General features: G+C 58.3%; 18 protein-coding genes, 1 tRNA gene and 1 pseudogene. 4 read left to right on the forward strand and 16 right to left on the reverse strand.

The features are described from left to right. Positions 1 to 132: 132 nt before the first annotated feature. From BN4575_RS21875 to BN4575_RS16940, 5 genes and pseudogenes are all read right to left on the reverse strand, one after another. Positions 133 to 318 (reverse strand): annotated as a pseudogene (locus BN4575_RS21875) (IS630 family transposase); the annotation flags it as partial. A gap of 19 nt (positions 319 to 337) precedes the next feature. After that, entirely contained in the window at positions 338 to 1,369 is a 1,032-nt protein-coding gene (locus BN4575_RS16930; RefSeq protein ID WP_068979080.1) for an IS630 family transposase, read from the reverse strand. An 88-nt stretch (positions 1,370 to 1,457) separates the two neighbouring features. After that, positions 1,458 to 1,607: a hypothetical protein gene (locus tag BN4575_RS21340; RefSeq protein WP_218060778.1), complete on the reverse strand. Its 150-nt coding sequence runs from the start codon at positions 1,605 to 1,607 to the stop codon at positions 1,458 to 1,460. Positions 1,608 to 1,989: 382 nt separating this feature from the next. Next, positions 1,990 to 2,077, reverse strand: a tRNA-Ser gene (locus tag BN4575_RS16935). 134 nt (positions 2,078 to 2,211) lie between these two features. Next, a complete protein-coding gene (locus tag BN4575_RS16940; protein ID WP_083221071.1) occupies positions 2,212 to 2,667 on the reverse strand; it encodes a YbjN domain-containing protein in 456 nt (151 codons plus the stop codon). Between the two features lie 158 nt (positions 2,668 to 2,825). Between BN4575_RS16940 and BN4575_RS16945 the strand changes: the two genes are divergently transcribed. Further along, complete coding sequence (locus BN4575_RS16945; RefSeq protein ID WP_068979082.1) at positions 2,826 to 4,163, forward strand: flavohemoglobin expression-modulating QEGLA motif protein; 1,338 nt, start codon at positions 2,826 to 2,828, stop codon at positions 4,161 to 4,163. A gap of 105 nt (positions 4,164 to 4,268) precedes the next feature. Here the strand turns inward: BN4575_RS16945 and dedD are convergent, their stop codons facing one another. The 7 genes from dedD to BN4575_RS16980 form a co-directional block, all read right to left on the reverse strand. Next, positions 4,269 to 5,042: a cell division protein DedD gene (dedD, locus tag BN4575_RS16950; RefSeq protein ID WP_068979083.1), complete on the reverse strand. Its 774-nt coding sequence runs from the start codon at positions 5,040 to 5,042 to the stop codon at positions 4,269 to 4,271. 74 nt (positions 5,043 to 5,116) lie between these two features. Next, positions 5,117 to 6,376: a bifunctional tetrahydrofolate synthase/dihydrofolate synthase gene (gene folC / locus BN4575_RS16955; protein WP_068979084.1), complete on the reverse strand. Its 1,260-nt coding sequence runs from the start codon at positions 6,374 to 6,376 to the stop codon at positions 5,117 to 5,119. 2 nt (positions 6,377 to 6,378) lie between these two features. Beyond that, positions 6,379 to 7,242, reverse strand: a complete 864-nt coding sequence (gene accD, locus BN4575_RS16960; protein ID WP_068979085.1) for an acetyl-CoA carboxylase, carboxyltransferase subunit beta — start codon at positions 7,240 to 7,242, stop codon at positions 6,379 to 6,381. Between the two features lie 119 nt (positions 7,243 to 7,361). Further along, entirely contained in the window at positions 7,362 to 8,171 is an 810-nt protein-coding gene (truA, locus tag BN4575_RS16965; RefSeq protein ID WP_042022379.1) for a tRNA pseudouridine(38-40) synthase TruA, read from the reverse strand. A gap of 203 nt (positions 8,172 to 8,374) precedes the next feature. After that, positions 8,375 to 10,573, reverse strand: a complete 2,199-nt coding sequence (locus BN4575_RS16970) for a FimV/HubP family polar landmark protein (RefSeq protein WP_068979086.1) — start codon at positions 10,571 to 10,573, stop codon at positions 8,375 to 8,377. 281 nt (positions 10,574 to 10,854) lie between these two features. Next, complete coding sequence (locus BN4575_RS16975) at positions 10,855 to 11,871, reverse strand: aspartate-semialdehyde dehydrogenase (RefSeq protein ID WP_068979087.1); 1,017 nt, start codon at positions 11,869 to 11,871, stop codon at positions 10,855 to 10,857. 196 nt (positions 11,872 to 12,067) lie between these two features. Continuing rightward, positions 12,068 to 13,189: a 4-phosphoerythronate dehydrogenase gene (locus BN4575_RS16980; protein ID WP_068979088.1), complete on the reverse strand. Its 1,122-nt coding sequence runs from the start codon at positions 13,187 to 13,189 to the stop codon at positions 12,068 to 12,070. A gap of 256 nt (positions 13,190 to 13,445) precedes the next feature. On the opposite strand from BN4575_RS16980, the gene BN4575_RS16985 reads away from it, so the two are divergent. The 3 genes from BN4575_RS16985 to BN4575_RS16995 all read left to right on the forward strand — a co-directional run bounded on the left by BN4575_RS16985 (position 13,446) and on the right by BN4575_RS16995 (position 16,541). Next, positions 13,446 to 14,168 carry a phosphatase PAP2 family protein gene (locus BN4575_RS16985; RefSeq protein WP_068979089.1) on the forward strand — a complete coding sequence of 241 codons (723 nt, stop codon included), beginning with the start codon at positions 13,446 to 13,448 and terminating at the stop codon, positions 14,166 to 14,168. Between the two features lie 99 nt (positions 14,169 to 14,267). Continuing rightward, the gene (gene rnt, locus BN4575_RS16990) at positions 14,268 to 14,945 is read left to right on the forward strand and encodes a ribonuclease T (RefSeq protein ID WP_068979090.1); all 678 of its coding nucleotides are present in this window, start codon (positions 14,268 to 14,270) and stop codon (positions 14,943 to 14,945) included. A 273-nt stretch (positions 14,946 to 15,218) separates the two neighbouring features. Then, positions 15,219 to 16,541 (forward strand): Na+/H+ antiporter family protein, encoded by a 1,323-nt coding sequence (locus BN4575_RS16995; protein ID WP_068979091.1) that lies wholly within the window; start codon positions 15,219 to 15,221, stop codon positions 16,539 to 16,541. A gap of 547 nt (positions 16,542 to 17,088) precedes the next feature. On the opposite strand, the gene BN4575_RS17000 is transcribed toward BN4575_RS16995, so the two are convergent. The 4 genes from BN4575_RS17000 to BN4575_RS17015 form a co-directional block, all read right to left on the reverse strand. Beyond that, entirely contained in the window at positions 17,089 to 18,978 is a 1,890-nt protein-coding gene (locus BN4575_RS17000; protein WP_042022369.1) for a DEAD/DEAH box helicase, read from the reverse strand. Positions 18,979 to 19,159: 181 nt separating this feature from the next. Beyond that, positions 19,160 to 19,621 carry a hotdog fold thioesterase gene (locus BN4575_RS17005; RefSeq protein WP_068979092.1) on the reverse strand — a complete coding sequence of 154 codons (462 nt, stop codon included), beginning with the start codon at positions 19,619 to 19,621 and terminating at the stop codon, positions 19,160 to 19,162. A 132-nt stretch (positions 19,622 to 19,753) separates the two neighbouring features. Then, positions 19,754 to 20,242 carry a hypothetical protein gene (locus BN4575_RS17010; RefSeq protein ID WP_068979093.1) on the reverse strand — a complete coding sequence of 163 codons (489 nt, stop codon included), beginning with the start codon at positions 20,240 to 20,242 and terminating at the stop codon, positions 19,754 to 19,756. After that, positions 20,242 to 23,325 (reverse strand): D-2-hydroxyglutarate dehydrogenase YdiJ, encoded by a 3,084-nt coding sequence (locus BN4575_RS17015; protein WP_068979094.1) that lies wholly within the window; start codon positions 23,323 to 23,325, stop codon positions 20,242 to 20,244. Before BN4575_RS17015 ends, BN4575_RS17010 begins: the two co-directional genes overlap by 1 nt. Between the last annotated feature and the right edge of the window lie 144 nt (positions 23,326 to 23,469).

Genomic DNA, 23,469 nt, shown 5'->3' on the forward strand with positions numbered 1-23,469 from the left:
TGATTAGCATTAATAATGGTCATAGGCTTCGCGCGTGTTGATTTTGTTTGGCGATAAAATCAGATCACAAACGAAGCCTTTTTTATATCTATTTCAATTGGTTGCCGCTAAAGATCCTGTACATGAATAGTGCTACACCTTCGCTGTGCCATAGCCATTCCCCGGAAAAGGAGACACGGTATCCATGAAGTGTTTCACTCGAGCCAGCAGGTTGGAAATCCCTCTGCATTGATGATTGCGCGTGATGGTTTCATGTAACTTGTGCCACAGCCGTTCTATGTGATTAACCCAAGGGCTGTAGACTGGCTGGAATACTAAATAACTGATCCTAATAGTGCTACACCTTCGCTGTGCCATAGCCATTCCCGGGGAAAGGAGACACGGTATCCATGAAGTGTTTCACTCGAGCCAGCAGGTTAGCCATCCCTCTGCATTGATGATTGCGCGTGATGGTTTCATGTAACTTGTGCCACAGCCGTTCTATGTGATTAACCCAAGGGCTGTAGACTGGCTGGAATACCAGGCAGAACTTGGAATTCTTCTTCAACCATCGCTCGGTCTGTTTGCTTTTGTGAATGATGTAGTTATCGAGGATCAGCGTGATGGTTTTGGCTCGTCGGTAGTGGTGACGCAGCTTTTCCTGCATGGCGATAAACAGGGATGAGTTTTTCTTGATCCCGCTGACGTAAAGTACCCTTCCGTTGCCTGCGTGGAGAACGCCTGCCAGATAATGCTTGGTATTCTGTCCCGGTGTGACAACACGCTTTTGCTGCGCTCTGAACATCCAGTCGGCCCCTAATTTGGGATTGAGGTCTATATCGACTTCATCCTCATAAAACACCGGATTATCGGCATCACAGCGGGCCAGTGCCGCGTTGATATTCGCCATTTTCTCCTGATAAGCTGGGTCTTTTATCCGCAAGGTCGGCACGGGCCTGCGCCAGACAATGCCCATACGAGGTAGCCATCGACGAAGTGTGGAGGCGGTCACCTTGAGCCCTGTTAACCGATTGATTTTGATAGCCAATAGCTCAGTACACCAACGGCTGCGCTGATAACCAAAATCTTGCGGAGAAAACTGCATGAGCAGCACCAGTAAGGTGACTATCTTGGCAACAGGCAAGACCGGTTCACGACCAGCCGGTAAGGCTTCTAGCGCATCTATGCCTTCATCTCGATACCACCGAAGCCAGCGACCGATGGTCGAGCGCGCAGCGCCGGTAAGGTGATGAACATCGGTGATCGTGCGTCCTTCATGTAACAGCAAGATGGCCATCAAGCGACGAGCATGTCCTTTATCACGGGTGGCATGGATGATTTTGTGAATGCGGCGCCGTTGTGACCGTGGCAGGGGTGGTAGGATAGGCATCAACTCAGTCCTTTGGGTGCGGCTTGTTTTGTTTGGCGACTAATGAGATCGCACAAACTGGACTGAGTTCCTTTCCTCCAGTGATCTACTATTCGGAGCAGTTATTTAGCGCCTCGTCGAGCAGATGAACGACTGCTGACAAATTTTTCTCTTTTTCGGATAAAACCGCTGCACGGCCTTCGGTTTCAACTAGATAACCGGTCAATAACGTCGGCACGATGCCCATCAGGGTAGCCATCAAAATCATTTGATTGCGTAAGCGCCGTGGATATAAGAGGCAAGTAACCAATTTTAGATAGCGCATTCTGGCATCGATGTTGTTTTTCAGGCTGTTGCTGATTATCAGCAGAGAACACTGACAGCTTCAACTCCGAAAACACAATGCAGCTTCATCATAAAAGAGTGGCCAGAGCGACCGCTCGAGTGGAATCGATTGAAAGACCAAAGGTTCGATATATGACTTGCCCGTCAGCACCGTACAGTGAGATACCTGAGCTGTTGGTGTCCAAAACTGTTCAGCTATCCAATACCAGCCAACATCAGATGGAATAGTGAATGGCATAGCGAAAATCGCATATGAAGAAAAACCCCAAGTGAATCAATCACTTGGGGCTATCATTTGGCGGTGAGGGAGGGATTCGAACCCTCGATACGTTGCCGTATACACACTTTCCAGGCGTGCTCCTTCAGCCACTCGGACACCTCACCAAATTTTGGTCTGTAGTTTTACGTGTTCAGCCAACACATTACTCGCTGCGCTGTTGCGCTGGAACGGGGCGTAATGTAGGAGAAAGCCCCTCCTTCGTCAACGGCTTTTTTCAATTACCGGTTCGTTTGCACGCTTAATGCACAGATTCCGGTGATACCTGAATGTCTGCGAGGTTGAGGAAACCTGAGCGCTCGCACTCTGCAACCAGTTCATGGGTCGCGGCTATGGTGCTCTGGACGAACAGCAGGAACTGTTCAACCGTCAGTCCGGCATTGGTAAAGACGGTATGACCAACCACCAGTCGCGGCAGGTTGTCATCGATAATATCGAGGAACACCTTGAGCGAGGGGTACTGCATATTGAGTCGACCCAGATCAGCCACCAGCGGCAGCATAGCGGAAGGGCGTACTTCCAGCTCGGAGGAGAACAGCAGTCCCTCCTCTTCGACAAAAATTCGACTCTCCTGAATACCATCTACCGATTGCAAAGAGACAATGTGGATACCATGACACTGGTCGCAGACATAGTGTTCGATACGAGCCTGTTGCAACCAACGCATTACCATTTCGGAGCTGGGGATATTCATCATTTCCACGACAAGATTTGGATCAAGGGGCGCAGTCTAAACCAATTCTCTATCAACCAAAAGCACACCAGCCCGATAACCCTGCCGCCCGCTTCTTTTTGGCAAGCACTATGCATATACTCAGCCCAATCCACGGCTACGCTTGCCCCACAGGGGGCCCCATGACCATCCAAGAAAAGTACCGCCTGCATCTGAAGTCTCTCTCGGATGAGCTGCTTGCCCTGCAAAAACCGATCCGCATTCTGGATGCCATCAAGTGGCCACGCCACCTGCAGGCTGATTTTCTGGCCAAAGGGGGGCGAGAACTGCCCGCTATTGATCACCATTTCTACGATACCCTCTCCCTTGGTTTCGACCCGCGCAACAAATATCTGGAGCTAAAGGAACTTCGCGACAGGATCCGCAGAAAGTTGGGGCCACAGGATGATTTGGGTCGCATTTTGCAAGAAACCGTCGACCAGTACATGGTGGTGAGCGAGATGCTGCGCCAGCGCGGGCAACCGGATTTTTTGCGCTATAGCCAGCTACTGTATGGCTCTGCCAGCGATCACCTGCGCGGGGATCGCAAAACCCTCAAGGAGTTGGGCTCCCGCCTGTGCGATATCTTCTCCCTGCCTGGCGCCCGTCATCTGGTGCGCCCCTACCCCAAAGCATTTTCAGGGGAAGCGGCCGTTGCCAAGTTGCAAAACAAGCTATCGACCTATTTCAGTGATGGCACAGTGCAGGTGAAGCTGAGCGACGGGATTGTCTCCGATGCGGCTGCCGGTGGTGATTACATCAAGCTCAACTCCCACGCCTGCTTCTCCGAACTGGATCTGCAGGTACTGGAGGTACACGAAGGATGGGTACATGTCGGCACCACCCTCAATGGCCGTCAGCAGCCCTATGCCACCTGGCTGAGCGCTGGCTCGCCGCGCATCACCGCCTGTCAGGAAGGGCTGGCGGTATTGATTGAGACGCTCACCTTCAGCTCCTTTCCGGACCGGGCCAAGCGCATCTCCGATCGGGTGATGGCCATCGACATGGCCGAGCGCGGTGCCAACTTTATCGAGGTGTTTCGCCACTTCGTCGAGCAAGGCACCAGCGAGCACGATGCCTACAAGATCACCCAGCGGGTGTTTCGGGGTGGCATGGTGGGCGGCGGCGCCTGCTTTACCAAGGATCTCTCCTACGTGCGTGGCTATGTGGAGACGGTCAACTTCATCCGCAGCGCCGTGCTGGAAGGCGTGCCGGAGATCCTGCCGATGCTGTTTGTCGGTAAGGTGACGCTGGATGATATTCCAGTGCTCTATCAGCACTATCTGGAAGGACTGATTGCGGCCCCCCGCTACCTGCCGCCGATGTTTCGTGATCTCACCGGGCTCTACGTCTGGTTCGGTTTTTCGTCCGGCATGTCGCTGATCGACATAGGGCGAGTCCAGCGCCATTTCCGTCAACTGTTTCACCACCTGCCGGTCGCAAATCCCATCATAGCGCCAGTGGATATCGAGATAGACTGAGCCGCAGATAAAGAAGGGGCACCCTATCGGAGCCCCTGCAGATAACAAAAGCCCCCTGGTGCAACGAGGGGGCTTTTTTGGCAACGCATTAGCTCAGACCAACCATCACGGATTGTAAGCGACCACTGAACCGCTCAGCCCGGTCATCTGGGAAACCCGTCCCTGTATGCCTTGCAGCTTGTCCTTGGAGACATCAGGACCGATAAAGACCCGGTTGATCTGCCCCTGCACCGGCGTGCGTGGCGAGGTGTGGGCCGAATAACCGGCTGCCCGCAGCTTGCCCACCAGCGCATTGACGCTGTCGACGTTCTTGAACGCACCGAGCTGCAGGATCCAGCTGCCCTGAGCTGGCGCTGCAGCAGCTGGCGCAGGCTTGGTCGGCTGCGTCATTTTGCTCTCGATCAGATCGTCGAGGGACTTGATCTGACCTGCCTGCGGTTTGGCCGGCGCGGGAGCCTTGGCAACTTCAACCGGTTTGGCTGGCGTCGGCTTGGGTGCTGGCTTTGGCGGTTCGACCGGTTTTTTGGCCACCACTTCCGGTTTGGGCTGTGGTTTGACCGTTGGGGTAACCGGCTGCGCAGCAGAATTGCCCTGCCCTTGACCCGCCAGAGTCATGGGATCGGCCACCTCTTCCACTTGCCACTGTTGGGCCGCCGAGGCCTGTTGCTGACTAGCCAGATGCTCGGCAGGCAAGCTGGTCGCCGCCGACACCTGCAACGCAGGCTTGGCAGGCTCCAGATCAGGACGCAGCGGGATCTTGGCAAAGACCTCCTCCTTTTGCGCCAGCTTGTGACCATCCAGCAAGTCCGGCAGGAAAATAACAACCAGGGCCACCAGGATGACGGTGCCCACCAGACGGTTTTGAAACTTCGAGGCCAAGTTGAATCCTACCTTTACTTAACTCAATACGCGGTTTAACTCTCCTGCCGTGGGCAGGAAAGCGGCAGTGTGGCCTAGGAGGCGGCACCCGCCAGAATGTCGGCGACAGTGTAAAACGAACCAAACACAATGACCATATCGTCCGGACTCGAGGCGGCCAACGCGGCTTGATAAGCGCCGCTCACCTCCTCAAAACAGTGCACAGGCCCCTTGCCTGCCCCCAGCGCCGCAGCAAGCTGCTCGGCAGTGGCGGCGCGCGGGCCGGTGAGGCTGGCCAGATACCACTGGCCAATCAGGCCATCGAGCTCGGCCAGCGACCCCGCCATGTCCTTGTCTTTGAGCATGCCGACCACGGCGCGGCGCACACCTGCACAGGGCATTTGGCGCAGCTGAGTGGCAAGGTAAGCCGCCGAATGGGGATTGTGGGCCACATCAACGATCACCAGCGGCGCGCTTTGCAGCCGCTGCATCCGGCCAGCCAGCTGGGCATTGGCCAGCCCGTCACGAATGGCGGACTCCGGCAGCGGCAAGCCCAGCGACTCCAGCGCCGCCAGCACAGTCACCGCGTTCATCAGCGGCAACACCGGCTTGGGCAGATCCCGCCACTGATTGAGGCCGTGGTAATCCCAGCAGCTATCATGCTCTTTGCCAGAGAAGTCGATCCCCACCTGACGCAAAGAGGCACCGAGGCGCAGCGCCTCGCTGGCGATGGTCGCTGGCGGATTGGGCTCACCGCTAATGGCGGGTTTACCAGCGCGATAGACTCCTGCTTTCTCCACCGCTACCGCCTCGCGGGTATCACCCAGCCAGTCGCAGTGATCGAGGGCAATGGAGGTGATCATCGCCACATCGGACTCCACCACATTGGTGGCGTCGAGCCGACCGCCCAGCCCCACTTCCAGCAGCAGCACATCCGGCGCGTTACGGCGAAAGAGCCACAAGCCAGCCAGGGTGGCGAACTCGAAGAAGGTAAGGGCAATCTCGCCGCGAGCAGCTTCCACTTCGGCAAACGCCGCGCAGTGCTCGCTATCGGCCAGCTCTTGCCCATTGACCCGCACCCGCTCGGTAAACCGCAGCAGATGGGGAGAGGAGTAGACCCCGACCTGATAGCCAGCCGCCATCAGAATGCTGGCCGCCATGGCACAGCTGGAGCCCTTGCCGTTAGTACCGGCCACCGTGATCACCTTGAACGGCAGCTGGGTGAGACCCATACGCCGGGCAACGGCACCGACCCGATCCAGCCCCATATCGATATTGACCGGGTGGATCTGCTCCAAATAAGAAAGCCAGTCGACAAGCGACCGGCTTTGGGATTGTTGCATGTTTGAACTCATCTTCACTCTTCGATGATGTGAGTATTCAGCATTTTGGCGAGCAAGCTGGCCAGACGATTGCGCATCTCGCGGCGATCGATAATCAAATCGATAGCGCCTTTCTCCAGCAGGAACTCGGAGCGCTGGAAGCCTTCCGGCAATTTCTCGCGCACGGTCTGCTCGATGACGCGCGGGCCAGCAAAGCCGATCAGCGCCTTGGGCTCACCCACGTTGATGTCACCCAGCATCGCCAGGCTGGCGGAAACACCACCCATGGTGGGGTCGGTCAGCACCGAGATATAGGGCAAACCCGCCTTGGTAAGTCTGTCCAGCGCTGCGCTGGTCTTGGCCATCTGCATCAGGGAGAACAAGGCTTCCTGCATGCGAGCACCACCGGAGGTGGAGAAGCAGACCAGACCGCGGCCATCCTTGATGCACTCCTCGACGGCGCGCACGAAACGGGCACCGACCACGGAGGCCATGGAGCCGCCCATGAAGGAGAATTCGAACGAACAGGCAACGACTGGCACCCCTTTGAGGGTCCCCTTCATCACCACCAGCGCATCTTTTTCTCCCGTCTCTTTCTGAGCGGCAGACAAACGATCCTTGTAGCGCTTGGAATCCTTGAATTTCAATACATCCTGCGGCTCCAGCTCGGCACCGATCTCGGTACGACCCTGCTCATCGAGGAAACTCTCGAGACGGGCACGGGCGCTGATGCGCATATGATGATCACACTTGGGGCACACTTCGAGGTTGCGCTCCAACTCTGCCCGGTAGAGCACCTGTTCACAAGCACTGCACTTGGTCCACACCCCTTCCGGAATGTTGTGACGACGGGGCGCAGTGATCTTGCTCTTGGGAAGAATCTTCTCAAGCCAGCTCATGGAATTCCTTAATGCTTTTGTGCCTGACAACACGCATCGAGACTAGGTTGTTCAATGACTTACTAGCTCGATGGCAACAAATGACGGGTCATTAAACCACAATTTTTTGGGCGCAGTTACTAAAAACTGGTCGTACCCGGTGCCGAGTCCGGCAGCCACAGCGGGCCAAGCGGCAACTGGGGCAGGGCAAACTCGGCCGGGTAATCGACATCCACCAGATAGAGGCCACCGGCCTTGGCAGTCGGCCCGGCCAAGTTGCGATCCTTGGCCGCCAGCACCTCGGCGATCCACTCCACCGGTTTAAGCCCCTGCCCCACCAGCAGCAGCGAGCCGGTGATATTGCGCACCATATGGTGCAAAAAGGCGTTGGCACAGATATCCAGCACAATATAAGGGCCTTGGCGACTGACGCAGAGGTGAGTCACATTGCGCCACGGGGTGTTGGACTGACAGGCAATGGCCCTGAATGTGGTGAAGTCATGCTCCCCAATCAGGCTCTGGCCCGCCTGATGCATCAATTCAGCATCGATGGTCTCATGGTAGTGGCTAACCCCACTGCCGAGGATCGCCGGACGGTAGTTATGGTTGTAGATGACATAACGGTAGCGACGGGCGGTGGCGCTAAAACGGGCGTGGAACGACTCATCCACCTCCTTGACCCAGCGCACCGCGATATCCGGTGGCAGGTTGGAGTTCAGCCCCAGGGTCCAGGCCCCTTCGCCGCGGTTTGCATCGGTATCAAAGTGGATCACCTGACCGGTTGCATGGACCCCGGCATCGGTGCGTCCGGCGCACTGGATGGAGACAGGGTGGTTGGCGATCCGGCTCAGGGCCTTTTCCAGTTCAGCCTGTACGCTGATCACTTCTCGTTGACGCTGCCAGCCGAAATACCGGCTGCCGTCATATTCAATGCCAAGGGCAATTCGCATGGATAAACGTATCTTGTAGTGAAAGTAAGCGATGAAAGAAACGGGGCGGATTATACGCGCTCAGCCCGAAAAGTCCCACCACGTGCGCAATTGACCAGAATGGCCAGCCTGTGAGGCACCTGCCCCCCACATAGCCACTCGCCAAAAGAAGAGGGCAGCCTGCTGGCTGCCCTTCTTGTGTTAATCGGTTACTGGACCGTGACTCACGCCAACCGCTTGAGCAACTTCTCGGCTTCGGCGCGCTGGTGATCACTACCCTGCTCTGCCGCCTCCTGCAGCAGCTCGCGGGCGCTATCCTTGTCATCGATTTCCAGATAAGCACGGGCCAGATCAAGCTTGGCCCCCACGCCACCGTCATCGGCATCGACGTCAAAGCCGGTGGATTCGGGCAGCACCTCGGGGAAGCCATCCAGCCCCACATCCAGCGAGAAGCCCTGATAAGGCTCCGGCTCCGACGCAGTGGCATCAGCTTCAGCCAGCAGCTTGTCGATCTCGACATAACCGCCTTCGTTAGCCTGTTCACGCGGCTTCACATCCCCCTGATGGGACTCCACCTCGGCAAAGGCATCCTCAAAATCAGAGAGCGCCAACTCGTTGGGATCCCACTCCAGATCCAGCTCGGCCTCCTTGACCTTGGTGGGCTCGAGACCCAGCTCGGCTAGCATCGCATCCGCGCTATCGTCCGCACCGTCTGCGGCACTGAGATCAATGGCGTGAGCATCGCCTTTTTTGCCAGCAGTTGGCTCATCGAGGGCATTTTCGAAATCGCTGAGATCGAAGCTGGCCAGATCGTCGTCAGCAGCGCCAACCTCGTCAATGGAGCTCAAATCGGGGTCGAGATCGGCAGAGAGATCCGCATCAAGCTCAGCAAACAGGGCAGCCTGTAGCTCCTCTTCGCTCATTACCTCGTTGCTCGCCTTGGGCTTGTACTCGCTGGCCAAGTCCATGGCCGGTTGCTTGAGCTGCGCCTTCGGTTCGTCATGGATAAGATCCAGATCAGGCACCAAATCCGGATCCCGGCTGGCGGACTGGGCGGGCATCCGCTCGGGCTCGAAACCCTCCAGCGCCACCTCACCATCATCGCTGAACACCAGATCCACATCCGGCTTGCTCGGTTCAACCGGCATAAAGCCATCAGGGGTATTCAGATCCGCTACCGGACGCACAGGCTCGTTATCGGTCACATCGATGCTGAGCAGATCGTCAAACTCGCTCTGCTCCTGATCCATCATCATGGCGGTGGATTCGGAGAGGCTCTTCTCTTGCTCTTCCAGCTCGCGACGGGCACGGGCACGCAACCACAGGGTCACCAGCGCCAATACCAGCAGCACCGGCAGCAAGATGATCATGGCGAGGTTGAGCGGTGAGGCGAGCAGATCCATCAACCAGTTTTTTTCTGGTTCAGGGGCGGCTGCCACCGGCGCAACTGGCTGTGTTTTGAGCTCGGCAATCTCTTTTTGCAGCGAGGTTTGGTCCTGCAGTTGGGCCTTGAGTGTTTCCACCTCTTCGGTCAGTGATTGCAGACGCAGCTTGAGCCTGTGGTTCATCTCGGTGACCTGACCGAGCTGGGCATTGGCATCTTCCAGCGCCAGCGCCATCTCGGTGGCCGGTTTGCCAATCGGCTTATCCAGGTCAGATGGCAGCGGTGCTGGCGTGGTGCTCTGTGCTGCACTTGGCACAGCAGCGGGAGCCACCGCCTCTTTTGGCGCCGGTTCGCTGACCTTGGCCACTTCTTTGGTTTCGGCAGCCGGTTGCGGTGCCACCACAGGGGCTGGAATGGGTGCAGCTTTCGCCACTGGCAGCGGTGCCGGGGCGGCTTTCACTGGCTCGGATTTGGCCGCCTCAACCTTCGCGGGTTTGGCTGCTACCGGTTTGGCGGTGTGGGCCTGCTTGTCAGCCAGATATTTGGGGCTCAGCCCCTTCCAGCTGGCGTTGTCACTGTTGAAACGCTGACGGGCCTGAGCATCGGTTATCACACTCGCTTCTGCTGCACTGGGCAGCAAAATCCGAGATCCCACCAGAATGTGGTTGATATTGCCATCGGCAAAACTGCGGGGATTTTTCTCGTAAATCGCCACCATGGTCTGGTAGACGCTGACACCGCTGGCGGGGCGATATTTGCTCGCCAGACTCCAGAGGGTGTCGGTAGGACGAACAGGGCCATAGCTACCGGCATTGGCAGTGGCCTGACGCACCACCGGCTGGGCGGTTGCGCGTACCGGTTGCGCCACGGGTCTTGCTTGTGGCTGGACCAGCGGCTGACGATTAACGGCAGGAGGTGCCGGCTCGTCAGGGCCTTTTAGCTCGACAAAAAAAGGCTCCCGCGCCGAGTCTTCAGCCTGGACGGTGCCCAGCAGACCCAATGCGAGTAGTGTTGCCAATGTTATGCGGGAATGTCCCATATTCGTTCCTTCGTATGACGGCCCTATCACATTGAAAAATCTGGATAGTTACCCCAAAACAGTCGGTTCAATATAAATCAGGCTCGCCTGGCAAGCCAGCTGTCCGACACATTTAGCACCCAATGTGTCACTGAATGTGCACTGAGTGTAGGAAAAAACTTAATCAGTTGATATCCCAACAGAATCTGGATGCAGTAGAGTGCGGCTCAGGTCACAGACGCCCCGCTGTTACTGTGAAGGCGCAGCACTCCTTGCTGCGCCTTTACCAAGGCTATCTGGCCTTACAGATAGTCGCGAACCAACAACTCGGCAATCTGCACGCTGTTGGTTGCCGCGCCCTTACGAACGTTATCGGCCACGATCCACATATTGATACCGCTCGGGTGAGAAATATCCTGACGCACCCGTCCCACCAGCACCTCATCCTTGCCAGTCCCATCGCGTACCGGGGTCGGATAATCCCCTTCGTCATCAAACAGGGTCACACCTGGCGCATTGCGCAGCAGATCTTTGGCCTGTTCGGCATCCAGTGGCTGGTGCAGTTCGACGTGTACCGCCTCGGCGTGACCATAAAAGACCGGCACCCGTACACAGGTAGGGTTCACGGCAATGCTGGCATCACCCAGGATCTTCTGGGTTTCCCATACCATCTTCATCTCTTCACGGGTGTAACCGTTGTCGGTAAAACTGTCGATCTGCGGGATCAGGTTGAAGGCAATCTGATGCGGATAGATGGTCGGCTCTACCGGACGGCCGTTGAGCAGATGGGCGGTCTGGCCTGCCAGCTCGCTAACCCCCTCTTTACCGGAGCCTGACACGGACTGATAAGTCGCCACGTTGATGCGGGCAATACCCACTTCGTCGTGCAGCGGCTTCAGGGCCACCAGCATCTGGATGGTGGAGCAGTTAGGGTTGGCGATGATGTTACGATTGCGAAAATCGGCCAGGGCGCCCGGGTTCACTTCCGGGATCACCAACGGGATATCTTCGTCGTAACGGAAGCAGGAGGTGTTGTCGATGACGATGCAGCCGTGCTCGGCAGCAATCGGCGCCCACTTGGCAGAGACCTCGGCACCGGCGGAGAACAGCGCGATCTGCACCTGACTCCAGTCAAGCTCCTCAACATCGAGGATCTCGAGGTTCTTGCCGCCAAAACGCACGGTATCACCGGCGCTGCGGCTGGAAGCCAGCGGATAGAGGGTCGCTACCGGAAATTCGCGCTCTTCCAGGATCTCGATCATCGCCTGACCCACGGCGCCGCTGGCACCCAATACCGCTACGTTAAACTGCTGGCTCATTCTGTTCTCCTCTGATAATGCTGCAATGGCACCGGCTGGCGCCATGGTCGGCAGGGCCTCCTGGATCGAGACGCCCTCGCCTGAGATGGCTGTTCCGGCGCAGAAGACGCTGCGCCAGCTCAGTAAAAAATGGGGTCGGTGTGGCCAGTACGGGCTCACGCCTGCCGATTATCTTTCAAATCATAAGAGCCCCGACTCAGGGGCGTGACAGCGCAAATCCCAGTGCACCCAGCGCCTTGTCGGCAAACGCCCCTTCAACCTGCAGGGAGGATAGTTCACGGCGCTCGGGATAGTGCTTGCGCTGCTCATCAAAGCTGCCGGACAAGCCGAGTCGGGCCCGGAAACGGGCATCATCGCGGCGCACGTCATAGACCAGATGCACCAGTTGCTTAATCAGCGCCTGATCCGGCGCGCGGCCCAGCACCACCGCCTGCACATCGGGGGCAGGCAACAGCTGACTCAAATCCTGACGCGGCTGACGCCCCAGCTGCTGGCAGAGCGCCTGATAGAGCATCCAGGTGCCGCGCGCCTTCCCCTCCAGGCTGTAACCGGCGATATGGGGGGTGGCAATCTCGGTATGGGGCACCAGATCCACCAGTGGCTCGGGCTCGTTCTCCCACACATCCATCACCAGTCGCAAAGGCTCATCGCTCAGCTGGCGTGCCAGCAGAGCTCGGTTATCCCACACCTCGCCACGAGATGCGTTGATCAGGATCTGCCCGGCAGGACGGGCGGAAATCTGTTCGGCATCCAGCAGATGGTAGGTGGCATCTTGCCCTTCGCGGGTGATAGGCACGTGGAAGCTGACGATATCGGCGCCAAGAGCGGTCTGGTAATCGACAAAACTGCCGGCGGGATTATCCCGCGCCTTGGGGGGATCGCAGCGCAGCACCCGCATGCCAAGCGCTTGGGCCTTGCCAGCCACGCACTCACCGGTATTACCCGCGCCAACCACCGCCAGGGGCATGGCCGAGAGGTCAAGTTCATAGCGCTCAGCCAGCACCAGCAGGACGGAGAGCACATAATCCCCCACCGAATACTTGTTGCAACCGGGGGAGCTGAAGAAGGGAATATTGCGGCTCGCCAGCAGGGCCTTGTCCACATGGTCGGTACCTATGGTGGCGGTGCCGACAAACCCGAGTTTAGGGCTGGTCGCCAGCAAATCGCCGTTGACGCGGGTGACCGAACGCACCAGCAGCACATCGGCATCCTGCAGATCGCTGGCCTGCATCTGCCGTCCGGGCAAGGCGACCACCTCGCCAAATTCGGCAAACAGCTCGACAGCATGGGGCATATTCTCATCAACGACTATCTTCATCGGGCTCTCTTTGGTCACAACCGCCACGGGGGCGCCATTCTAGCGCAAAGCCGCCCGAGATTTCAGCCTGTGATGCAATCAGCGGTGAAAGGGCGCGACATTCCCTCATCGCAGCGCCACAAGCCGCAGATAACCCGCTCAGTGCTCGGGATCGGGTCGCAAATATGTAAGCAGAGGTAACAAATCACCCACCCGACTTTGCCCGCAGATCGGCTAATGGCACAATGCGCCACTTTCTCACTACCGTCCAACGACCATGCCTCCTTGCACCACGTCACTCTCTCGCAGCCAGGTGCTCGGCTTCACAGCCCTGCTAACCCTGCCCCTGCTGCTACTCGCCACGCTGCCCTGGCAGCCTTTTCTGACCGGCTCCCTGCAATCTGGCTGGTTATGGTGGTCATACGCCCTCACCCGCATGGTCGATATTCCCGGGATCGGGGTCAGTGGCGCCCTCTTGCTGCTGCTGACCCGCTACAAACTCAAACTGGAGCTGGCGCCCTTTATTGCGCTGGGGTGTGCACTGGCGGCCCTGCTCGCTAGCGACTGGGTGCTCAAGAGCCTGATCAAGCACCTGACCGAAGAGCCCAGACCCTACCTGCTCTGGCTGGAGAGTCAGGCGCTGATCCCGGCAATCAAGAGCTTCTACGCCAGTAGTGTCGATGTGCGCAGCGAGCAGGTTCACGCCGCCAGCCAGTTATTGGCACTGCCCGAGTGGCTCGGCCACCATTGGCAAAAGGAGGTGAATTACGCCTTCCCCTCTGGCCACAGCATTGCCGCTATCAGCCTGGCCCAGTTTTTTGGCCTCATCTGGCTGGCCCGCGCCCCCACAGGCGTCTGGCTGCTGCCGCTGTGGGCCTTGGGCGTTGGCATGTCGCGCATGGTGATGGGGATGCACTGGCCGGTGGATGTGCTGGCCAGTGCCCTGCTTGGCACACTCACTGCGCTGATCGCCGCCCGCTGGTGGCTGCACAGATATTGAATCCGGCGCCATCTTGGCGCGGCATCCTGCGTGGGATGGGAGGACAAGCCTGTGCTTTTTTGCCATAATGCCGCCTCATTTTATCCCGACCGAGATCCCATGACCGACGCAGTTCATACCCTCAAGGGCCGTTTCCGTGGTTTTTACCCCGTCGTCATCGATGTTGAAACAGCCGGGTTCAATGCCAAGACCGATGCCCTGCTCGAAATCGCGGCTTACACCCTGAAAATGGATGAGCAGGGCTGGCTCGTTCCCGATCTGGTATTCCACTTTCATGTCGAGCCCTTCGAAGGGGCCAACCTGGAAAAGGCCGCGCTGGAGTTCACCGGCATCGATCCCTACAACCCGTTGCGTGGTGCTGTCTCGGAAAAAGAGGCACTGACCGAGATCTTCAAGGGGATCCGCAAAGGGATGAAGGAGCAGGATTGCGGCCGCGCCATCATAGTGGCCCACAACGCCACCTTCGATCACGGCTTTGTGATGGCCGCCGCCGAACGAGCTGGCCTCAAGCGCAATCCGTTCCATCCGTTTGCCACCTTCGACACCGCCGCTCTCTCCGGGCTAGCACTGGGTCAGACCGTGCTGGCTAAGGCATGCCAGAGCGCCCGCATCCCGTTTGACAATAAAGAGGCGCACTCTGCCCTCTATGACACTGAACGTACCACCGAGCTGTTCTGTCATATCGTCAACCGCTGGAAGAGCATGGGGGGCTGGCCGCCAGCTCATCCGGATGACAACACGCCGGAGACCCCTGCCGACCATGAGGGGCAGGAATAAACGGATGAAGGCTGCCACTGGCAGCCTTCGTTTTTTCGGGGATGTAATTGATCGCACGGCTCACCGGAAATCACCATCACCTCACTATCAACCGCTGTGCGCGCGATGCACTGAGACAAACAGGTCACAAACCCTCATGTTGATCAACCTTGTGCCACCGGCTGCTGTGATATGAGGGGTTTGACTGATTTTTTTCTCGACATTTGTCACATTTTTCGCAAACTAACTCCCCTTCACATGACAGACAGCAATAACAAACTATAAGGAAATCAAATGAATCCAGTTGTTATCGCAGTCGGACTGATGCTGGTGCTCAGTCTGCTGCGGATCAATGTGGTGGTCTCACTGGCGCTGGGCGCCATTGCGGGCGGCCTGGTCGGTGGGCTGTCGTTGACAGAGACCCTCACCACCTTCAGCGGTGGCCTGGGCGGTGGCGCCGAGATTGCGCTCTCCTACGCCATGCTGGGTGCCTTTGCGGTTGCCATCTCCCGCTCCGGGATCACCGACCTGCTGGCCCGCAAGGTGATCAGCCAATTGGGCAAAGATGCCAGCTCGACCCGCATCATGTGGGTCAAAACCCTGCTGCTCTCTTCCGTGCTGGCCGTGGCGATCTCGTCCCAAAACCTGATCCCGGTTCATATCGCCTTTATCCCCATTCTGATCCCGCCGCTGTTGCATGTGATGGCGCAGATGCAGATCGACCGTCGTCAGGTCGCCTGTGTCCTCACCTTTGGCCTGACCGCCACCTATATGGTGCTGCCGGTCGGCTTTGGCGGCATCTTCCTGAACAACATTCTGGCCAAGAACCTGATCGATAACGGCGTGCCGATCACCTCCGGCCAGATCCCGCTGGCCATGGCCATTCCGGTCTGCGGCATGCTGCTGGGCCTGCTCATCGCAGTGTTCATCAGCTATCGCAAACCCCGCCAATACGATCTGGCCAAGATCCTGGAAGCCGAACCAGAGACAGTTGAACTCAATCTCACCCATATCTGGGTCGCCCTGCTGGCCATTGGTGTCGCCCTCGGGTTGCAGCTGATGACCAACAGCATCGTGCTGGGTGCGCTGGCCGGTTTTGTCATCTTCACCTGCGGCGGCGTCATCAAGTTTCGCGAAAGCCAAGATGCCTTCACCCAGGGGGTACGGATGATGTCGCTGATCGGCTTCATCATGATCTCCGCCGCCGGCTTTGCTGCCGTGATGAAGGCGACCCACGGGGTCGATAGTCTGGTCGAGGTGGTCGCCTCCGGCATCGGCCAGCACAAGGGCATCGCCGCCTTCCTGATGCTGCTGGTGGGCCTGCTGATCACCATGGGTATCGGCTCCTCCTTCTCCACCGTGCCCATCATTGCCACCATCTATGTGCCGCTCTGTCTGCAACTGGGCTTCTCCCCGATGGCAATCATCGCACTGGTCGGCACCGCAGGCGCGCTGGGGGATGCCGGTTCACCGGCCTCCGACTCGACCCTGGGCCCCACCTCCGGCCTCAACGCAGACGGCCAGCACGACCATATCTGGGACAGCGTGGTGCCCACTTTTATTCACTACAATATTCCGCTCATCCTGTTCGGCTGGGTGGCTGCCATGGTGCTCTGACCCGCATATCGGACCAAGGCACTATACATATAACAAAGGCGACCTCAGGGTCGCCTTCTTCATTTGCGCTAACCAGTGGCCAGCTCAACCGTGACAAGAGCCGTCGGTCAGATATGACATCGAAGCCATCAGCTCACCGCCACTGATCCCGATCTCCCAAGTTGCCCTGCGCGCTGTTCGGCAATCGCTTGAACAAGGAGTGCCACAGCCTGAGCTGAAAACCATAGATATTGCTCTTCTCTTTTCTTCTGGTTGCCCATATGACAGATATCGCAGCTCTTCGCACACATGGCTCCCGCCACTCTCAGGGCTCTCGATAATAAGAACAACCGCAGCCCAGTAGCCTCGGTAGCAGAACGACTGTTTACGCCAGATAGCACCACAATCGCCCTGAAACAGGGCTTATATAGACCGACACAACACCTCCGAACGCGGTAGCCATCGGCTAAAGCCATGGCCCGTTTGATGGTGTTGTGCTAACACGGGGTAAGCTGCAGCCATAAAAAAAGCCGCTCGATGAGCGGCCTTTTTATCACTGGGTCAGCAATTAACCTTCGCGGCGCTTGCCACCGAATTTACGCTTGTCAGCACCACCTTCACGGCGATCCCCACCCTTATTGAACGGGCGGTCACCACTCGGACGACGATCCTTGTTGAAAGGACGATCGCTGCGCGGCGGACGGCTGGCAGTGTTGCTACCGGCAGGTACTTCGGTGTAGCGGCTGATCTGCAGCGGACGCTGACAAACGCGAGCTTTCTTGATCACTTCCAGCACGTCGCCGGTCATACCCTTGGGCAGATCAACGGTGGAGAAGTCATCAGCGATGTCGATGTTGCCGATGAAACGGCTCTCGATGTTCGCTTCGTTAGCGATAGCACCAACGATCTGGCCCGGCTTGACACCGTGGTTAGCACCCACGTCTACGCGATAGCGCTCCATCTCAACATCCGGGTTGTCTTTCAACGGACGCGGCTCGAGGGAAGGCATACGACGGGCAGGACGATCACCACGGTCAGCGAAGTCACGACCACCAAAATCACGGCCACCATCGCGACGTTCAAAGTCACGACCACCGCGATCATTGCTGGCGTTCAGCAGCGGATCAGGGATGGAGTCATCCAGCAGCAGCGGTTGATCACCCTGAACCAGCTTGGCCAGTGCGGCAGCCAGTTCCAGCGGATCGGCAGAATCCTCTTCGATCAGCTCGTTCACCAGGTTGTGATAGATCTCAAGCTCTTCGCCCATCATGGTTTCACGAATGCGCTCTTTGAACTTGGTCATACGGTGCTGGTTGATGTCTTCGGTGCTCGGCATCTTCATCGGCTCGATGGCCTGACGAGTTGCTTGCTCAATGGCACGCAGCATACGACGCTCACGGGGAGCCACAAACAGAATGGCTTCGCCCTTACGGCCAGCACGACCGGTACGGCCGATACGGTGAACGTAGGATTCGGTATCGTAAGGGATGTCGTAGTTCACCACGTGGGTGATACGCTCAACGTCCAGACCACGGGCAACTACGTCGGTCGCGATCAGGATGTCCAGTTGACCTTGACGCAGCTTGTCAACGGTACGCTCACGCAACTTCTGCGGGATGTCACCGTGCAGCGCTTCACAAGCGTGGCCGCGGGCGGCCAGTTTGCCAGCCAGCTCTTCGGCAGCATTCTTGGTACGCACAAAGACCAGTACTGCTTCGTACGGCTCGACTTCAAGCAGACGAGTCATGGCGTCCAGCTTGTGCAGACCGGTTACCTGCCAGTAGCGCTGACGAATGGTCGGGGCAGTGGAGGTTTTGGAGACAATCTTGATCTCTTTCGGCTGCTTCAGGTGCTTCTGGGCAACACGACGGATCTGGTCCGGCATGGTGGCAGAGAACAGGGCAACCTGACGGGTGCTCGGGCACTGGTCCATGATCCAGTCAACGTCGTCGATGAAGCCCATACGCAGCATTTCATCAGCTTCGTCCAGAACCAAGGCTTTCAGGCCGGAGAGGTCCAAGTTCTTGCGACGGATCAAGTCCATCACACGACCAGGAGTACCTACAACAACCTGAGCGCCACGACGCAGTGCGCGGGTCTGGGTTTCGTAAGAGGAACCGCCGTAGATAGGCAGAACGTGGAAATCAGGCATGTGCTTGGCATAACGTTGGCACGCCTCAGCAACTTGCAGCGCCAGTTCACGGGTAGGTGCCAACACCAAAACCTGGGTGTTGCGGTTACCAGCTTCCAGACGAGATAAAAGAGGCAAGGCAAAAGCAGCGGTCTTCCCTGTACCGGTTTGCGCCTGCCCCAGCAGATCGTGTCCCGCCATCAGGTGGGGAATTGCTGCGGCCTGGATCGGTGACGGGCGCTCATAGCCCACGTCCTGCAGCGCTTTCAATACAGGCGCGGCCAGTCCAAGCTCACTAAAAAGGGGCAGTTGTTCGGTATCAGACATAGATTCTTCCAGATTAAGGCAGGCGGCTAAACACCGCGGAATAGCAAAAAGGCGGCGATTATAGCGCCACTTTGTTCTGCTGTCTTGAAAAATGTGATAAGCCTCTCAAGACGTTGGCAATTATAGAGGGATCTGGCGACTATAGCTTGCTTATTTTGCACCCTTAGGGCGTTATTGCAGATCACTCCTCTCCGGAGTCCTTGCCCCGCTTGTGTTTGAGCACCGCCATGGTCAGTCGGCTGGTGCACAATAAACGCTCACGTTCATCCCGAATTTCAATTTGCCACACCTGAGTCGTCGCCCCCAGATGCAACGGTGAGCAACGCCCGCTGACCACCCCTTCCCGTTTGGCCCGCAGATGGTTGGCATTCACCTCCAGTCCCACGCAGTAACTCTCAAGCCCCACCGCCATGTTGGCGGCAATCGATCCCAAGGTTTCCGCCAATACCACGGACGCGCCGCCATGCAGCATGCCAAGGGGCTGGTGGGTGCGATGATCCACCGGCATGGTCGCTTCCAGCCAATCGGGGCCAAAGGCGGTATAGACGATGTCGAGATGGGCCATCAGGGTGTTGCGAGAGGTGGCATTGAGCCCGTCCAGACTCATGGGTTTACGCCAGATAGGGGCAATATCGTGACTCATGGCAAGCAACTCCTTAAATCAATAATGGATTGGTGCCGATGGGGTGACACACTCCGCATCGGCAAACCGGGTCAGAAAACAAGCTGCCCCGAGCAAGGGGCAGCTTGATAAGTGATAACAGCAACCGGGACATCACCAGGGATAAGTCACCCCTGGCCACTCATCCCAAGGCTCTTGCCGCCCCGGCAGCCGGGGTTCAGGCCACTGCCAGACGTTGGCGAGCCAGTCGCGCAGCAGTGCCTCCAGATCCTCATCCGTGATGGGCGCCTCGGCCACCTTCCAGAAGAAGAGCTCCACAGTTACCTCCGGCAGCACCGAAGGATAGAGATAAACCCCGCCCCAGAATTGCGGATCCCGATTCGAGCTCCAGAGGCCATAGGCAAAGGAGCGCTTGGCCAGAAACTCCGACTGCTGCCACTCCAGATCCCCTTGGTGCTGACTCAGGCTGAAGTTAGCGGAAGGCCAGATATCGTTCGGGCGAAACAGCTGATGGAGCTGCTCGCGCTCGCGCAACATGGCGACAAACTCCACCACCGCCTGAGCGGGGGTGGCGGGCAACAACAAGAAACGCGGGTGCCGATAGGCTTGCGGCACCCGAAACCGCTTGGGAAAACGCAGCATCAGAGCAGCTCCAGCAGGGCTTGCAGCGGATGCTTCAGTTTTTCCCCCTCCATTCGCTTGACCTGACTGCGGCACGAATAGCCGGTCGCCAGACAGCGTCCCTTGGGCAGACGGGCGAGCGGTTCGGCCCAGCTCAGCCCATAGATCCCCTTGGAGTTCTCCACCTGTTTGACGTCATGGCCATAGGTGCCCGCCATGCCACAGCAACCCACAGCGACCGGCTGCAAGCTGGCCCCGAAGCGGCCGAACAGGGTGCTCCAGTCGCCGTGGGTTGAGGGTTTGGCGGTCTTCTCGGTGCAGTGGGCAAACAGATACCAGGGTTCGGGTTCGGGCTCGCTCCCCTCCCCGCTCTTTGCCTTATCGGCGCTAACGGGCAGTTGATCTGCTGGCAGCGAGAGCAGCCACTCCTGTGGCAGCAATACCTGAAAATCGCCGCGGGCCGAACCCAGCGCCTTGGCATACTCGTCGCGATAGCAGAGCACCATGGCCGGATCCACCCCCACCATGGGAATGCCGAGCGCCGCCACCTTGTTGAGGAACTGGGCGCTGTTGGCGGCGGTGCGGGCAAAGGCACGCAGGAAACCCTTGATATGTTGGGGTTTGCCGTTGGGTTTAAAGGGCAGCAGGTAGGGCTGAAACCCGAGCTTGCTGGCCAGTTTCACCAGGTCCCGCACCACGGGGGCATCATAATAGCTGGTGAAGGGATCCTGCACGATGAGCACCACCTTCTGGCGTTGCTCGGCGCTCATCCGCTCCAGCCCCGGCAAGTCAAAATAGCGGGCGCGGTTGTCGTGCAGGCTCTCGGCCAGGGTCGGCACCGAGAGCAGCGGCACATCGACCATGCCGATGCTCTTCTCGGTCGCCTTCTGGGCCCACTCTTTTTCCAGGAAGAAGTTGACCAGTTTCGGCGCTTTGGCAAGCAGCGGCGCATAGCTTTCGACGGTGCCGACGAAGTAATCCTTGGGCGCGCGCAGGTAGCGGCCGTGGTAAAGCTGCATAAAACGGGCGCGAAAATCGGGCACATCCACCTTGATCGGGCACTGGCTGGTGCACGCCTTGCAGGCCAGACAACCCGCCATCGCCTCCATCACCTCGTGGGAGAAGTCGTATTCGCCGCGCTGTTTGGCCCAGCTGTTGCGCACCTTGTCCACCAGCTGTTTGAAGCGCACGCCACCGGATTGCAGCGCCACCTCTTCTGCAAGCGGATCAAAACCCTGCTCCGCCAGCTGGCGCAGCCATTCGCGCATCAGGCCCGCCCGCCCCTTGGGAGAGTGTCGGCGATCACGGCTGATCTTGACCGAGGGACACATGGGGGAGTCGGTCTCGAAGGTGAAACAGAGGCCGTTGCCGTTGCAATCCATGGCGCGGGTGTAGCTGGTACGCACCGCGAGCGGGATCTGGCGATCAAACTTGCCGCGCTTGGGGCCATCCACCGACACCAGCTCGGCGCCGCTGCCATACGGAATACAGATCTTGCCCGGGTTGATACGGTTAGCCGGGTCGAACGCCCCCTTGACCCGCTGCAGCTCTTCCCACAGCTCGCCAAAGAAGGCGGGGCTGTATTCGGAGCGAAAACCCTTGCCGTGCTCCCCCCACATCAGGCCGCCATATTTGGCGGTGAGCGCCACCACCTGATCGGAGATGCGGCGCAGCAGCACCTCCTGCTCGGGATCGCACAAGTCCAGCGCCGGGCGCACGTGCAGCACACCGGCATCGACGTGGCCAAACATGCCGTAGTCGAGGCCGTGGGCATCGAGCAGGGCGCGAAATTCCATGATGAAATCGGCCAGCGACTCTGGCGGCACAGCGGTATCTTCAGTGAAGGCCACCGGTTTCTTGCGCCCTTCGGCGTTGCCCAGCAGCCCCACCGACTTCTTGCGCATGGAGTAGATGGTCTCGATGCTCGGCAGGTGGTCACACACCTGATAGCCGATGATCCCGGCTTCCCCCTTGGCCAGCAGATCGTCGATGCGGCGGCAGAGCTCCGCCACCTTGGCGTGGTGCTCATCCTCATCTGTGTCGGCAAACTCGACGATATTGAGCCCCTGCAGATCCTTACCGGGCACATCCTGAATCAGGTTTTTCACCGAATGCCAGATGATATCGGCGCGGGCCAGCCCCAACACCCGGGAGTCCACCGTCTCCACCGACAGCGCCTCTGCCGCCACCATAAAGGGGGCGTTGCGCAGGGCCGAGGGGAAGCTGTCGTACTTGACGTTGACCAGGGTGCGATAGCGCGGGATGAGGGTGATGTTGAGTTTGGCTTCGGTGATAAAGCCGAGGGATCCTTCCGAGCCGCACAGCACCCGGCTCACATCCAGGGTGTCGCTGTCGGGTTGATAGAGGTGCTTGAGATCGTAACCTGTCAGAAAGCGGTTGAGCTTGGGGAAGATGGCTTCGATGTCGGCGCGGCGCTCCTTGCCGATGCGATAGAGGGTGCGATAGATCTCCCCTTCACGATTTTCCAGCGCCAGCTTGTCAGCCAGTCGCTCACCGGTCAGCGGCTCGGTGGCCATGATGTCGCCGTTCTCCAGCACCGCTTTGAGCCCCAGCACGTGATCCGAGGTTTTGCCGTAAACGAGGGACCCCTGCCCCGAGGCGTCGGTGTTGATCATGCCGCCCAGGGTGGCGCGGTTGGAGGTGGAAAGATCTGGCGAGAAGAAGTAGCCATGGGGCTTGAGCCAGGCGTTGAGCTGGTCTTTTACCACCCCGGCCTGGGCGCGCACCCACCCCTCTTCCAGATTAATTTCCATGATCTGGTTCATATAACGGGAGAGATCGACGATAATGCCGCCGCCCAATGACTGACCATTGGTGCCGGTACCGCCACCACGAGGGAAAAAACTCAAGGAAGCGAACGCCGGCTCCGCGGCCAGCTTGAGCATTGCTGCTATGTCGTCCGCACTGCGCGGATAGAGAACCGCCTGGGGTACTACCTGATAGACGCTGTTATCCGTCGCCATCGCCAACCGGCTTGCATAAGACTTTTCGATATCACCACGAAATGCGCTGCGCTCTAGCAACTCAAGAAACTGCAGGGTTGCGGGTGACAAACTGTCCTGGTAATCGAGTCTCGGGATCATGAATCCTTGTTCCCATCCTTTGCTTGATGCCGGCACGCCGGCGACAACGACTGGCCAGCCGCCTATCAATGGCAATCAGACCAGTCCGCTCACATGTGAGCGGGCAGTATATCAGCAAGAAAACCGCTTGCCCTTGGCAATATT

It is taken from the genome of Aeromonas sp. EERV15 (genome assembly GCF_900079845.1).
In the GTDB taxonomy this organism is placed as follows: domain Bacteria; phylum Pseudomonadota; class Gammaproteobacteria; order Enterobacterales; family Aeromonadaceae; genus Aeromonas; species Aeromonas sobria.

Coding starts and splice junctions, on each gene's coding strand:
- BN4575_RS16930 (WP_068979080.1), bottom strand. CDS start 1,369: ATGCCTATCCTACCACCCCTGCCACGGTCACAACGGCGCCGCATTCAC.
- BN4575_RS21340 (WP_218060778.1), bottom strand. CDS start 1,607: ATGGCTACCCTGATGGGCATCGTGCCGACGTTATTGACCGGTTATCTA.
- BN4575_RS16940 (WP_083221071.1), bottom strand. CDS start 2,667: ATGATGAATATCCCCAGCTCCGAAATGGTAATGCGTTGGTTGCAACAG.
- BN4575_RS16945 (WP_068979082.1), top strand. CDS start 2,826: ATGACCATCCAAGAAAAGTACCGCCTGCATCTGAAGTCTCTCTCGGAT.
- folC (WP_068979084.1), bottom strand. CDS start 6,376: ATGAGTTCAAACATGCAACAATCCCAAAGCCGGTCGCTTGTCGACTGG.
- accD (WP_068979085.1), bottom strand. CDS start 7,242: ATGAGCTGGCTTGAGAAGATTCTTCCCAAGAGCAAGATCACTGCGCCC.
- truA (WP_042022379.1), bottom strand. CDS start 8,171: ATGCGAATTGCCCTTGGCATTGAATATGACGGCAGCCGGTATTTCGGC.
- BN4575_RS16970 (WP_068979086.1), bottom strand. CDS start 10,573: ATGGGACATTCCCGCATAACATTGGCAACACTACTCGCATTGGGTCTG.
- BN4575_RS16975 (WP_068979087.1), bottom strand. CDS start 11,871: ATGAGCCAGCAGTTTAACGTAGCGGTATTGGGTGCCAGCGGCGCCGTG.
- BN4575_RS16980 (WP_068979088.1), bottom strand. CDS start 13,189: ATGAAGATAGTCGTTGATGAGAATATGCCCCATGCTGTCGAGCTGTTT.
- BN4575_RS16985 (WP_068979089.1), top strand. CDS start 13,446: ATGCCTCCTTGCACCACGTCACTCTCTCGCAGCCAGGTGCTCGGCTTC.
- rnt (WP_068979090.1), top strand. CDS start 14,268: ATGACCGACGCAGTTCATACCCTCAAGGGCCGTTTCCGTGGTTTTTAC.
- BN4575_RS16995 (WP_068979091.1), top strand. CDS start 15,219: ATGAATCCAGTTGTTATCGCAGTCGGACTGATGCTGGTGCTCAGTCTG.
- BN4575_RS17000 (WP_042022369.1), bottom strand. CDS start 18,978: ATGTCTGATACCGAACAACTGCCCCTTTTTAGTGAGCTTGGACTGGCC.
- BN4575_RS17005 (WP_068979092.1), bottom strand. CDS start 19,621: ATGAGTCACGATATTGCCCCTATCTGGCGTAAACCCATGAGTCTGGAC.
- BN4575_RS17010 (WP_068979093.1), bottom strand. CDS start 20,242: ATGCTGCGTTTTCCCAAGCGGTTTCGGGTGCCGCAAGCCTATCGGCAC.
- BN4575_RS17015 (WP_068979094.1), bottom strand. CDS start 23,325: ATGATCCCGAGACTCGATTACCAGGACAGTTTGTCACCCGCAACCCTG.